General features: G+C 40.6%; 13 protein-coding genes. 8 read left to right on the forward strand and 5 right to left on the reverse strand.

What is annotated here, in order from left to right; all coding sequences use genetic code 11:
• Positions 1–3: 3 nt before the first annotated feature.
• Positions 4–1,719: an AAA family ATPase gene (locus E0H81_RS11595; RefSeq protein WP_131319076.1), complete on the forward strand. Its 1,716-nt coding sequence runs from the start codon at positions 4–6 to the stop codon at positions 1,717–1,719.
• Between the two features lie 70 nt (positions 1,720–1,789).
• Here E0H81_RS11595 and E0H81_RS11600 read toward each other — a convergent pair whose 3' ends face one another.
• Complete coding sequence (locus E0H81_RS11600) at positions 1,790–2,755, reverse strand: 3-carboxyethylcatechol 2,3-dioxygenase (RefSeq protein WP_131319078.1); 966 nt, start codon at positions 2,753–2,755, stop codon at positions 1,790–1,792.
• Positions 2,756–3,227: 472 nt separating this feature from the next.
• Between E0H81_RS11600 and E0H81_RS11605 the strand changes: the two genes are divergently transcribed.
• Positions 3,228–3,590: a hypothetical protein gene (locus E0H81_RS11605; protein ID WP_131267320.1), complete on the forward strand. Its 363-nt coding sequence runs from the start codon at positions 3,228–3,230 to the stop codon at positions 3,588–3,590.
• 501 nt (positions 3,591–4,091) lie between these two features.
• Positions 4,092–5,012, forward strand: coding sequence for a LysR family transcriptional regulator (locus tag E0H81_RS11610; protein WP_131319080.1), 921 nt, complete (start codon positions 4,092–4,094; stop codon positions 5,010–5,012).
• 149 nt (positions 5,013–5,161) lie between these two features.
• On the opposite strand, the gene E0H81_RS11615 is transcribed toward E0H81_RS11610, so the two are convergent.
• The gene (locus E0H81_RS11615) at positions 5,162–5,614 is read right to left on the reverse strand and encodes a DUF441 domain-containing protein (RefSeq protein WP_131319082.1); all 453 of its coding nucleotides are present in this window, start codon (positions 5,612–5,614) and stop codon (positions 5,162–5,164) included.
• Positions 5,615–5,755: 141 nt separating this feature from the next.
• Here E0H81_RS11615 and E0H81_RS11620 point away from each other — a divergent pair, with 141 nt between their 5' ends.
• The gene (locus E0H81_RS11620) at positions 5,756–6,466 is read left to right on the forward strand and encodes a pseudouridine synthase (protein ID WP_131319084.1); all 711 of its coding nucleotides are present in this window, start codon (positions 5,756–5,758) and stop codon (positions 6,464–6,466) included.
• On the opposite strand, the gene E0H81_RS11625 is transcribed toward E0H81_RS11620, so the two are convergent.
• The 3 genes from E0H81_RS11625 to E0H81_RS11635 all read right to left on the reverse strand — a co-directional run bounded on the left by E0H81_RS11625 (position 6,459) and on the right by E0H81_RS11635 (position 8,349).
• Positions 6,459–6,902, reverse strand: a complete 444-nt coding sequence (locus E0H81_RS11625) for a GNAT family N-acetyltransferase (protein WP_131319086.1) — start codon at positions 6,900–6,902, stop codon at positions 6,459–6,461. The genes E0H81_RS11620 and E0H81_RS11625 overlap by 8 nt on opposite strands.
• 90 nt (positions 6,903–6,992) lie before the next feature.
• Positions 6,993–7,328 (reverse strand): type II toxin-antitoxin system RelB/DinJ family antitoxin, encoded by a 336-nt coding sequence (locus E0H81_RS11630; protein ID WP_131319088.1) that lies wholly within the window; start codon positions 7,326–7,328, stop codon positions 6,993–6,995.
• 115 nt (positions 7,329–7,443) lie between these two features.
• Positions 7,444–8,349, reverse strand: coding sequence for a pseudouridine synthase (locus E0H81_RS11635; RefSeq protein ID WP_131319090.1), 906 nt, complete (start codon positions 8,347–8,349; stop codon positions 7,444–7,446).
• A gap of 151 nt (positions 8,350–8,500) precedes the next feature.
• On the opposite strand from E0H81_RS11635, the gene tsaE reads away from it, so the two are divergent.
• From tsaE to hfq, 4 genes are all read left to right on the forward strand, one after another.
• Positions 8,501–8,977 carry a tRNA (adenosine(37)-N6)-threonylcarbamoyltransferase complex ATPase subunit type 1 TsaE gene (gene tsaE, locus E0H81_RS11640; RefSeq protein WP_131319102.1) on the forward strand — a complete coding sequence of 159 codons (477 nt, stop codon included), beginning with the start codon at positions 8,501–8,503 and terminating at the stop codon, positions 8,975–8,977.
• Positions 8,970–10,928 carry a DNA mismatch repair endonuclease MutL gene (mutL, locus tag E0H81_RS11645; RefSeq protein WP_131319092.1) on the forward strand — a complete coding sequence of 653 codons (1,959 nt, stop codon included), beginning with the start codon at positions 8,970–8,972 and terminating at the stop codon, positions 10,926–10,928. The genes tsaE and mutL overlap by 8 nt, the downstream gene beginning before the upstream one ends.
• 6 nt (positions 10,929–10,934) lie before the next feature.
• Positions 10,935–11,879, forward strand: a complete 945-nt coding sequence (gene miaA, locus E0H81_RS11650) for a tRNA (adenosine(37)-N6)-dimethylallyltransferase MiaA (RefSeq protein WP_131319094.1) — start codon at positions 10,935–10,937, stop codon at positions 11,877–11,879.
• Between the two features lie 91 nt (positions 11,880–11,970).
• Positions 11,971–12,366, forward strand: a 396-nt coding sequence (hfq, locus tag E0H81_RS11655) for an RNA chaperone Hfq (RefSeq protein ID WP_131319096.1), incomplete at its 3' end; no start/stop codon positions are given.

Genomic DNA, 12,366 nt, shown 5'->3' on the forward strand with positions numbered 1-12,366 from the left:
CTTATGAAACAAGAAACTGCACTCAAGCTTTTAAAAGCGGGCGAAAATGTCTTTTTAACAGGTTCGGCTGGTGCAGGGAAAACCTATACGCTCAATCAGTACATCAATTATTTAAAAGCCCGTAAAGTACCGGTGGCGATTACTGCATCGACCGGGATTGCGGCAACCCATATGAATGGAATGACCATTCATACCTGGGCAGGCATTGGCATCAAGGATTTTTTATCCGATGCCGACCTGAAAAACATGAAAGAGCGCAAATACCTAAAAGAGCATTTGGAAAATGCCCAGGTGCTGATTATTGATGAAATCTCCATGTTGCATGCCAAGCAGCTGAATCTGGTCAATCAGGTTTTAAAATATTTCAAAGAAAGCGATGACGCTTTTGGCGGGATTCAGGTGATTGTCGCAGGTGACTTCTTCCAGTTACCACCAGTGGGTAAAAATGATGAACGCAATCGTGATAAATTCTGCTTTATGTCCGATGCCTGGGTCGAGGCGAAGTTCCGGGTCTGTTATTTGACTGAGCAGCATCGTCAAGGCAACGATTATTTAAATGACATCTTAAATGCAATTCGTAGTCAAAGCATTACTGCGGAACATTTACAGGCTTTGGAACAAACCCGCCAGCAGGAAATTGGTGAAACCTTTACCCGTTTATATACCCATAATATGGATGTGGATGCGATTAACTTTAAGCATCTGAATGCCATTGAAGCGGATGAGCGACAGTTTGAAGCGGTATGTGATGGCAATGATAAACTGATTGAAACTTTAAAATCTTCGGTTCGTGCGCCTGAAAATCTGACCTTAAAGAAAAATGCTAAAGTTATGTTTGTAAAAAACAACTTTGATATGGGCTATATCAACGGCAGTTTAGGCGAAGTCATCGGCTTTGAAGAAGATGATGATCATGGTATTTTACCGAAAGTAAAACTGACTGATGGCACAGTGCTGATTGTTACGCCTGAAACATGGTCGGTCGATAACGATGCCGGTAAAACCATTGCCAGTTTTCAGCAAATTCCACTGCGTTTGGCCTGGGCGATTACCATTCATAAGTCTCAAGGCATGACCCTGGAAGCGGCTGAAATTAATCTGGCGCATACTTTTGAGAAAGGTCAGGGCTATGTCGCAATATCACGTCTAAAAGCCTTAAGTGGCTTAAAACTGCTCGGCATTAATGAGCAGGCTTTGGAACTGGATAGTTTGGCGATTAAAGCTGATCGACGTTTTCAGGAATTATCCACTGAAGCGGAAAATCATTTTGAGGCGATTGATTTGATGCCGCAACACAAAGCCTTTATACGTCATTGCGGCGGGACATTGAATGAAACTGAAATTCAGCGCAATGAAAAGAAAATAGCCAAAAGTGGTGGTAAAACCAATTATGCGACTGCGACACTGGATGAAACGCGTGAGCTGTTTGTCGAAGGTTATGAAATTCAGGATATTGCAGTTGAGCGTGGATTAACACCTGCAACCATTATTAATCATCTTGCCAAATTGCATAAAGAACAGGGCCTGGATATTTCTGTGGCACATCCGGGCGAAGAAGTGGTTGAACAGGTACGGAAAATTTATAAGCGTTTAATGAAGCGTCAAAGCCCGGAACATTTTAGTGAAGATGGCGTGATTAAACTGCGCCCAATCGTGGAAGCGACTACACCGCGTATGGGTTATGATCAGGTACGTTTGGCTTTACTTTTTGTTGAATAAGCTTCAATGCTTTGATCAAAAAGGACATCATTCGATGTCCTTTTTCTTTGAATTTTTGCAGATATGAATTTTATGACTTGTTAAATGTTTGTGATTTGGGTTCAGCGGTCATCATGCCCATGCCTGCAATCCATTCCTGAATCGGTTCATAATAATGCACTTCCGAATCATATTCACCACTTGCAGAAAGCGCTGCGAATGCCGCAATCCAGGCTCGGATTTCCTGACCGCCACGTCCACCATCACGGCGAATTTCGTCATTGCTCATATTGGCGAGGTAATCAAAGTCCGCATTTTTAAAGCGCTGCAATAAGTCTTTATCCCATTCCGGGTTCAGCGAGAGCGCGGCTGACATGTCGCCACTCGCCAAGCGTTGTCCAACCGCAATGATTTTGGATTGACGATGATCACGTGCTTCTGCTGTTGGGTTACGCCCCGCAATTAAGAATTCCTGCACTTCGGGTGCTGCGGTGCTGATTTGAGGGGTCGGTGGATCATGCGATAAACCGCCCGATCCAATAATTAAAATGCGTTCATCTAAGCTTTTAAGATATTCGCCAATCACTTTACCCAGTTCAATCACCCGTTTGGTTCGTGGCATTGGTGCAGCAGCGCCATTAATAAATACGGGAATGACTGGATAACGATCCAGCTGACCTTCACAAAGTAAATCCAGCGGTTGGGTAAAGCCATGATCGGCTTGCATACGATATGAATAGGAAACATCAATATCGTGCTCTAAGCAGTGTTCAATCAAAGCTAAGGCTTTATCCTCTGGAACGTTTAATGGCGCAGGTCCGTAGTTCCAGTCACCCGCAGCCCTTGCACGCACACCGACACAGAAACTTGGCATCAGGTCGTAAAAGAAGCCATTAAAATGGTCTGGACCAAACACCACAATGAGCGTAGGGTCATACGCTTTAACCTGTTCCGCCAATTTTTGGAATGTTGCACGTGCAGCTGCTTCAATTTCTGCGGGAGGAGATGCAAAATCCAGTAAGGGTGTGTGCGAGACACATATCAGTTTTATCGGCATTATTTTTTCTCAAATCTGCATTTATTAATGACTTGAGCTTAAATATAAAGCGACAGGTAAATACAATATTTATCTTTGATTGAACCATAGTCAAAACATTGATATTAAACAGATGTGCTTAGCTTGATTATTTTTAGCGTGTTGAAATACAGCTGTTTAATTTATTACTGATGTGCTTTATATAGATAATATTGAAATTTTCATAACCAGTTTGGTTTTAATTGCTGCAAAGCTAAGACCAAAGTTTTAAACAGGTTTAGGTTTTTAATTGAGGGAGAGTGAGTCAGATTATTGAGTGAACAAGATTAATTAAAGTTGAATTTGAGGCAATATAAAAGTAATGCTTTAATTTGAAAAAAGAATTTGTTATGTTGTGTCTGAATAACAACAATTTGAATAAGTTTTAAAATAGAAAAAACAGGATGATTTTTTCTATAGCTCAAAACAATTAAAAAAATAAAAGGAAAAATTTATGAAACAGTATCAGAGAGCGGCTCTCGCTTTAGTGGTGGCCAAGCTGGAATTTGGTGATAATAAATCCAATATTTATGATTATAACGAAAATGCCTATCCTCAAATAAGCGGCAATGTGAATCAACATGAAGCGAAACTTTATGATTATCAGCGATCAGTAATTTTTGAGGGGCGAAATACCGGTCGGGAGTTCAATTTATATGATTATGGCCATAGTGAATTTATCAGCTTAAAAAAGAAAGGCGTAAAAAAATACGAAGGTTATCATTACGGAAATTCAAGTTATTTCGAGATTACGATTTCTGGTTCTACCTTGAGTTTTTATGATTTGGGTACAGGGCAATATTATCGCTTTTCTTAAAAGCTGATTCGTTTTATCCGAAGTAAATTGAGGTGAAATCATGCCTAAACGTACCGCATGCGTCAAAATACTGTCATAAAGCTACTCCCATAGCTACCAATGAAAGCCTTACATTAATTTCGCTTGCCCATTACTTGCTTTAACTGCTTGTGCTTTTGCCAAAAAATCGACTGGAGTAGATCCGCCTTTCCACTAGCTTTCCTCGGCAAATTTAAGTTCACGTTTTGCCCATAATACGTGGGTAGCCTAGAATGTGAGAAGTAATTCATGATGTTTTTTCTGTAAATAGATTATTTCGTTGAAAACATCCTCGAATAAAACCAAACATGAAAAATGCTAATTAATTTTATGTTATATTGAATAGTATTCATTTTTATTTTTTGAAAATTTATCTGAGTGCTTATCTTTAAGTAGAATTATTTTCTAAAAGATTCCCGTGCATATAGCAAAGGTACATGTTTTTCACTCGGACAAAGTTTCATTTTGCGGGTTCTCCTTCTCATGCTAGAAATTCGTCATCTCAAAACTTTAACGGCTTTGCGTGAGCATGGTTCATTGGTCGCTGCTGCCAATGATTTGTGTTTAACGCCATCAGCAATTTCGCATCAGCTGAAAGAACTGGACCATTGGTATGGGGTAGAAGTGGTGAATCGCCGTAGCCGCCCGGTGACTTTTTCCAATGTGGGGCAGCGTTTACTCAAGTTGGCTGATGATGTATTGCCACAAATTCAGATTACCCAATCAGACATTACCCGTATTGTGCATGGTCAGACCGGGCGTATTATTTTTTCATCTGAATGTCATAGCTGTTTTGACTGGTTAATGCCTTTGCTCAATCAATATCGCCATTTATATCCAGATGTAGACCTGGACTTTGCTTCAGGTTTTGAATCCAATCCGCATGAACTTTTGCAAAATGCAGAATTTGATATGTTGATTACCGCAGATCCGATTGCATTAAAAGGCATCGAATATTTCCCGATTTTTGAATATGAATCACGTCTGGTTTTATCCAATACTCATCCCTTGGTGCGTGCAGAACGCATTACCGTTCAAGAATTGGCAGATGAGACCCTGATTACCTATCCAGTCGATAAGCACCGTCTGGATATCATGGCAAAACTGTTTATTCCTGCGAATATTCAACCTAAAAAGATACGCACGACCGATTTAACCCAGATGTTGATTCAACTGGTTGCCAGTGGACGTGGTATTGCGGCACTTCCAGACTGGGTGGTGAATGAATATGAGCAAAAGGGCTGGGTCACTTCACGCCGTTTAGATTGCGTCTCTGCTAAAGGTTTGCGCCGTACTTTGTATGCGGGCTATCGAACTGAGGAGAAAGAGAAGAGTTACTTTGAAGGTTTCTTAAAGCAATTGGCTAAATTCTCGCAAAAGCGTAATCAGTATTATTCTGCATAAAGAAAATCAATCATTTATTTAAAAATTGAGGTGATCAATAGAACAGATGAGCTGGATTAATAGCTCATCTGTTGTTTGTCTTTTTAAATTGGAAAATAGAAAATCTTATAAAGACTGAGTTTTAATATGGGTCAATAACAAGCTTAATTTTATGAATGCCCAATAAACAGAGTCAGTATCCCTGCGGCAATTAAAGGACCTACAGGAACACCGCGTAATACCGCAACACCTGCAACCGTACCAATCAATAAACCTGCAACCACATCGGGCTGGTTGCTCATCAGTTTAACCCCACGTCCCCCCAGCCAGGCGACTAAAACACCAATCGCAATTGCCAGTAGTGATTTCCAGCTCATAAAGGATTTTAAAATTGCCTCTCCCGGAATTTTTCCGCTGGCAATAGGAGTGAGCACGCCAATGGTTAAAATAATGATGCCGATATTTAAACCGTGTTGCTGCAAATAAGGGAAAAATTCACTCAGCGGGGTAATGCGAAAAACAATTAAAACACCGGCAGCAATCGTGACTGCACTGTTATGACTAAAGATGCCGCAAGCCAATAAAACCAGTAAAACGATCAGATTTAAATCTAAATTGGACATTACTTTCAGGGAGATGAGATAAATAAGATCCATTGTATCGGGTTTTGCGCTTAGATTTACTTTAAAGAGGCGTTGAACAATAAAATTAGGCTGTATTTCAGTATAGAATGCGGCTTTGATGATAGTTAAAGGATAAGGTTTATGTTCTTGGAAAAGATGTTGCAATCGCAAGGTTTCGGTTCGCGTAAACATTGCCAGCAGCTCATTAAAAATGGAGCGATTGCCATCCAAGGTGAAGTCATCACCAATGCAAAACATAAACTGGATTTAAATCATTTAAGTTTTTCCGTATATGGCGAACATTTTGAATATCGTGAAAAGGTCTATATCGCTTTAAACAAGCCGCAGGATTATGAATGTTCACATCAGGCCACGCACCATTTTAGTGTGTTTGATCTTTTTGATGATGTTTTGATGAACCGTGGTTTGCAATGTGTGGGCCGTTTAGATCAGGACACGAGTGGACTTTTATTACTTACCGATGATGGGCAGTTTCTGCAAGCCTTAACTCATCCAAAAAAACACGTGGCTAAAGTCTATCGAATGCAAACGGCCGATTCTGTGACAGAGCAACAGATTCAGCAATTGCAGCAGGGCGTAGAATTACGTAATGAATCAGGTGTTTTTGCGGCAACAGATGTGATTCAGCTTTCGGAAAATGAATTACAGTTGACCATTCATCAAGGTGTTTATCATCAGGTGAAACGGATGTTAGCTGCTGTGGGCAATAAAGTTGAACGATTACACCGTCAGCAAATTGGGGCTTTAGCACTTCCTGAATTGGAACAGGGGAAGTGGATTTATTTAGATGAACAACAAGTTGAACTCGCCAAGACACGTATGGTTATCTAAGGAAACAATGATAGGTCTGGAATTCATTATCTTTCACAAAGCCCATATGCTCATACAGTTTATGGGATTGATAATTGGTTTTTTGAGTTTCCAGGCTAATGCGTAATGCATTTTCATGACGTGCAAATAAAATGGCAGTATCAATCAGTTGTTTTGCCGAACCCTGACGTCGATAGATTGGGGTGACATATACATCATCTAAAATATAATAGGTTGAACAAGCGACCGAAGAAAATCCTAAATAAAGTAAAACAAAACCGGTAAAGACATTGTCTTTGATATGAATAAAAATCACGCTTTCTTGATTTTCAAAGCGCTGTTTTAAGAATTGATAGGATAAATTCAGGTTGGAAGAAGCACCATAAAATTGGCGATATTCATCGAATAAAACTGCAAGTGGATGTAAATCTTCTAGAGTTGCGCGTCTTACGATCATTCTATACTCCATGCTTTTATTATCTTTGCATGAAGCATAACTAATTTTTTATATTCGGTTTTTTAAAATTTGTTTGTAAATGCGACACTGTTAAGTTTTGTCACTTTCACCCAAAATGGCATTCAGCTCTTCAAACAGGTCCAAATGGTCATCATCTAAAATAAATTCTTCATCCGCATCAAGCGATTGTTCTGCTTCACCATTTAAAACGGTCTGCTGTTGCTTTAATTTACGGATCTTATACAGTTGCTCCAAATTAATACTTTGATTTTCAATAGAAAAAGGGATGGATTTGGTTAGCACGACTTGTTTAAAGAACAGTCGAACCGCTTGTGCCGGCGTAATCCCCAATTGTTTAAACACCGCAAAAGCATGTTTTTTTTCTTGGGAGTCAAGTCTTATTTGATAAACTTCGGTTTTTCTCATAATTTTCTGAATACATCTAATTACTTAACTTTTCAGCATTTATTTTAATCAAATCTAATGTAATTTCAATATTCATACACTATATTTACGAAAATAATTTGTAATGACAAGCTTATTACAATGTCAACTCAAAGTTGGACGAAAATTGCATATCCTGAAAAGTGATAGGATCATTAAACTGAATATGCTTTGCTAAAAGCTGTAATGGTGCGGAAAAGTCATCTTCCCTTTTATGCTGTACCACTGGATAAAAAGGATCATTTTTAATGGCAATGCCTAAACTGTTCAAATGGACACGCAATTGATGTTGCTTACCCGTGATCGGTTTAAGTTCATATTTTCCCCAAACAGCATCATGTTCAATTAAATCAATTTCCGTTTCGCTATTTATTTGCCCTTCAACCACTTGCATCGTATAAAAGGGTTGTCCTTTTTCCATCCGGTAGCGGGTATGACAAGGAAATGTCAAATCTGCATGAAAAGGAGCAATGGCATGATAGGTTTTACTCACCTGGCGCTGTGCAAACATTTCTTGATAGATTGCTCGGGTAGAAGGTTGTTTAGAGAATAAAACCACCCCCGCAGTTTCACGGTCGAGACGATGAATCGGGGTTAAAAATTCATTACCGCTTTGTTTTTTTAAACGCACTAACAGTGTTTCCTGAACGTATTGTCCGGTTGGGCTGATGGTTAAAAAATGCGGTTTATCGATCACTAGCAAGTGTTCATTTTCAAATAAAATTTCATGTTCAAAGGGAACATGTATTTCGTGTGCTAGACAACGGTAGTAAAACACGTGGCTATTTTCGATATATTCAGAGCTCAAGTTTAATACCTGACCTAAAGCATCATAAATTAATCCGTCGGTAAAACGTTGCTGCCATTCAGCGGGTTCAATATGTGCAAACTGCTGACATAAATATTGATAGACAGTTGTCGGTGCAGGCTTCATTTTAGGAAGAAATACTTTGCTTGCGCTTACACCATCAATCATGGGTGGAATAAATTCAGTGCTGGTCATGTGATTTGTCTTGGATCAATCTGTCGGTCATTAAAATGAATGATATTTACAGGGAAATGTAGGAAAAGTTACACATTTGCAAGTGCGAGCATGGGCAATAAAGCGGTGCGATGCTATCATAATTGGTCTTTGGAATCATGTCGTGAGTAATATGCAGTATTCATTTAATTTAGCCTTGAACAATGAAGACGATACCCAAAATTTAGCACAGGTTTTGGCGCAGCATTTTAGCACGGGCGTGGTTTATTTAATTGGCGATTTAGGTGCAGGGAAAACCACACTGACACGCTATTTCTTGCAAAGTTTAGGACATCAGGGCGCAGTAAAAAGCCCCACCTATACCTTGGTTGAACCCTATAATATTAACGGTAAAGATATCTTTCATTTCGATTTATACCGTTTAAATGATCCTTATGAACTTGAACTGATGGGTATTCGCGATTATCTGGAAACACCGGATGCGCTATTTTTATTTGAATGGCCCTCAAAAGGTGGCGATGAAATTCCACAAGCAGACCTGATTATTAATATTGAAAAGTCTGAAGATGAGCTGACGCGTACAGCAAGTTTAAGTTTTTCATCGGCAGCATTAAAACAAGCATTAGAGAGTCAACTGAACAATGCGTGATCATTTAAGCGAACGTCGTATTCATACCCTTAATCCTGCACTGGCAAACCAGATTGCTGCAGGTGAGGTGATTGAACGTCCAGCATCCGTGGTGAAAGAATTATTAGAAAATTCAATTGATGCGGGTGCGACTGAACTTATTATTCGCGTTGAACAAGGTGGCAGCACCTTAATTGAAATTATCGACAATGGTCATGGGGTTCATCCTGATGATTTAGCTCTGGCAGTCATGCGTCATGCCACCAGTAAAATTCAAACGGCGGATGATTTACAGGCCATTGTCAGTTTGGGTTTTCGTGGTGAAGCTTTGGCCTCTATTGCCGCCGTTTCCCGTTTAACCTTGACCAGCAGCCAGAATGATGAAGGTGTCGGTTATCAGGTAGAAGTGAATGGTACCGCGTTTGATCATCAGGAAATTCAGGCGGTCGCGACTCAAAAAGGCACCCATATTCGGATTCAGGATCTGTTTTTTAATGTGCCTGCACGGCGTAAATTTTTAAAAAAGCAGGGTACTGAGTTTGGTCATATTGAAGAAATTGTCCGTCGTCTGGCATTAACCCATTTCGATATCCGTTTTGTTTTAGAGCATAACAATAATATTCGTTTGAACTTGCCGATTGCTGATAGTGGCGAGCTGCGTTTCCAACGTGTTCAGCAGTTATTGGGTCGCCAATTTACTGAAAATGCCTACTGGATTGATGCCGATAGCATCAGCATGCGTTTGTCTGGTTGGCTCGGACATCCCTCCGATGCGCGTTCACAAGCGGACTTGCAGTATGTCTACGTGAATGGGCGGATTGTGAAAGATAAAACCATTTCCCATGCCTTGCGTATGGCTTACGATGGGATTTTGCATGGTCATCAACATGCTGCCTATTTGCTTTTTTTAGAAGTGGATCCTGAAAATGTCGATGTCAATGTACATCCCACCAAGCATGAAATTCGTTTTTTAAACCAGCGTGAAGTGCATGAATTTGTGCGTCATTTTGCTAAAGAAACTTTGTCTCAGTTCCAGACGGCAAGTGCTGACCTGGCGCAGGCCATGAAAACGCAAGAGGAGGCTGTTCAGAATCCTCAAGTGCAGCTTCCGCGTTATCAGGAACAGTTTCAACTCCATCGCGCTGTTGAAACTAAACAGCCTGTCATGGCGTTTGAATCATCTACTGAATTGTTAACGGATTTCAATGCTTCTAGCCCGCAAACTGTTCAGTACTCGTCACAGTCTTCGCAAAGTCGCTATACGGGATCACAGCAACTGAATAATGCCTTGCAAAGCTATTTAGCGCCATTGCGTGAATCAACCTCATCGGCTGCGCATACAGAGCTGAATCAATTTGAACAACGTGCAGCCGTTCATGTGGATGAGCATCCATTAGGGATTGCGATTGCACAATTGCATGGCATTTACATTCTGGCGCAGAACACTGAAGGCTTGATTGTTGTTGATATGCATGCCGCGCATGAGCGGATTGTATTGCAGCAAATGAAAGCGGCGTGGGACAAGCCAGAATTTTGGACATCACAACAGCTGCTTATTCCCAAAGTCATCAGTATCAGTCGTATGCAAGCCATGCGGGTCGATGAGCTAAAAGATCAGCTTGCGCGTTTAGGTCTGGAAATTGATCAATATGGCGATGAACAAGTGATTGTACGTGGGGTGCCTGCCATTTTGCATAAGGCGGATTTTGAATCCTTGGTGCCTGAATTGTTGAATGATTTAGACCCGAGTGATGAAGCGCAAGGCTTGCTGCAAAAGCGTGACCAGATTTTAGCGGGAATGGCGTGTCATGGCGCAGTGCGTGCACATCGTATTTTAAGCCTTTCTGAAATGAATGCCTTGCTGCGCCAAATGGAACAAACCGAATTTGCCAGCCAGTGTAATCATGGACGTCCAACCTGGCGTGCATTTCCACTTTCACAATTAGATAAACTTTTTGCTCGAGGAGAGTAGTTGTACATGTCAAATCAATTGCCGGTCATCAATTTAATGGGACCAACTGCAAGTGGTAAAACCGCTTTGGCATGTGAACTTTATGAGCAAGGTCATTTTGAGCTTATCTCCGTCGATTCTGCGCTGGTTTATAAAGATATGGACATTGGTACGGCAAAACCAACGAAAGAGGAGCAGGCGCGTTATCCGCATCATCTGATTGATATTATTACGCCTTTGGAAGTGTATTCAGCTGCGCAGTTTGTAGAAGATGCTTGTCTGCTGATTGATGATATGCATGCACGTGGTAAAACACCTATTTTGGTGGGCGGAACCATGCTTTATTTCAAAGCCTTACTAGAAGGATTGTCGAGCAATTTACCTAGTGCTGATCATGCTGTCCGGGCTGAAATTGAAGCGCAAGCAGAACAACAAGGCTGGGATGTGGTGTATGCAGAATTATGTGCGGTAGATCCCTTGGCAGGACAGAAATTCAAGATCAGTGATAAACAAAGAATTATCCGTGCATTAGAAGTATTTAAGCTCACAGGGCAGCCGATTACAAAACTACAAGCCGAGCAACCCAAAAATGTACCATATCGTTACACTTTTCATAATCATGCTTTATTGCCTGATCGTGTAGAATTACATAAACGTATTGAACAGCGGCTTAAAACTATGTGGGATATCGGATTTTTACATGAAGTAGAAGGTCTGATTGAAAAATACGATTTAAATGATAATTTACCTTCCATGCGTTCCGTCGGTTATCGTCAAACTTTAGAATTCCTGCAAAAAAGTGATCAAAGTAACGAAAAAAGGCAAGAAATGGAGGATAAGTCTTTGTTTGCGACACGACAACTTGCAAAACGTCAATATACGTGGTTAAGATCTTTGCAAGAATCGCATAATTTTAAAACATATTCGACCATAACGCAGGCTCAAGAAGACTTGCGAAAGTGTTACGGATAAAGCAAAATTTAGTAACTGTCTTTTTATAATTTTTATTTGAATAATAGAGATAGTTTTTGCGCTGATTTTTAAATTTTTTTGGAGTTATAACATGTCTAAAGGTCAAACTTTACAAGATCCGTTCTTGAATTCTCTCCGTAAGGAACGCATCCCTGTTTCTATCTTCCTTGTTAACGGTATTAAATTACAAGGTCATATTGAATCTTTTGACCAATATGTCGTTTTATTAAAAAATACTGTAAGCCAAATGGTTTACAAACATGCGATTTCTACAGTAGTTCCTGCACGTAACCCACGTCCTGCTGGTGCTCCTGCTGGTGCTCAAGGCGCTCCTGGTAGCTTTGGTGCACAAGGTGGTCAAGGTGGCTTCGGTGGTCAACCTGGCGGCTTCGGTGGTCAAGGTGGCTTCGGTGGTCAACCTGGCGGCTTTGGCGGTCAAGGTGGCTTCGGTGGTCAACCTGGCGGTTTTGGTGGTCAAGGCGGTTTT

Source organism: Acinetobacter terrestris (genome assembly GCF_004331155.1).
GTDB classification, from domain to species: Bacteria; Pseudomonadota; Gammaproteobacteria; order Pseudomonadales; family Moraxellaceae; genus Acinetobacter; species Acinetobacter terrestris.

Coding starts and splice junctions, on each gene's coding strand:
- E0H81_RS11610 (WP_131319080.1), top strand. CDS start 4,092: ATGCTAGAAATTCGTCATCTCAAAACTTTAACGGCTTTGCGTGAGCAT.
- mutL (WP_131319092.1), top strand. CDS start 8,970: ATGCGTGATCATTTAAGCGAACGTCGTATTCATACCCTTAATCCTGCA.
- E0H81_RS11595 (WP_131319076.1), top strand. CDS start 4: ATGAAACAAGAAACTGCACTCAAGCTTTTAAAAGCGGGCGAAAATGTC.
- E0H81_RS11630 (WP_131319088.1), bottom strand. CDS start 7,328: ATGAGAAAAACCGAAGTTTATCAAATAAGACTTGACTCCCAAGAAAAA.
- E0H81_RS11635 (WP_131319090.1), bottom strand. CDS start 8,349: ATGACCAGCACTGAATTTATTCCACCCATGATTGATGGTGTAAGCGCA.
- E0H81_RS11620 (WP_131319084.1), top strand. CDS start 5,756: ATGTTCTTGGAAAAGATGTTGCAATCGCAAGGTTTCGGTTCGCGTAAA.
- E0H81_RS11600 (WP_131319078.1), bottom strand. CDS start 2,755: ATGCCGATAAAACTGATATGTGTCTCGCACACACCCTTACTGGATTTT.
- E0H81_RS11625 (WP_131319086.1), bottom strand. CDS start 6,902: ATGATCGTAAGACGCGCAACTCTAGAAGATTTACATCCACTTGCAGTT.
- E0H81_RS11605 (WP_131267320.1), top strand. CDS start 3,228: ATGAAACAGTATCAGAGAGCGGCTCTCGCTTTAGTGGTGGCCAAGCTG.
- tsaE (WP_131319102.1), top strand. CDS start 8,501: ATGCAGTATTCATTTAATTTAGCCTTGAACAATGAAGACGATACCCAA.
- E0H81_RS11615 (WP_131319082.1), bottom strand. CDS start 5,614: ATGTCCAATTTAGATTTAAATCTGATCGTTTTACTGGTTTTATTGGCT.
- miaA (WP_131319094.1), top strand. CDS start 10,935: ATGTCAAATCAATTGCCGGTCATCAATTTAATGGGACCAACTGCAAGT.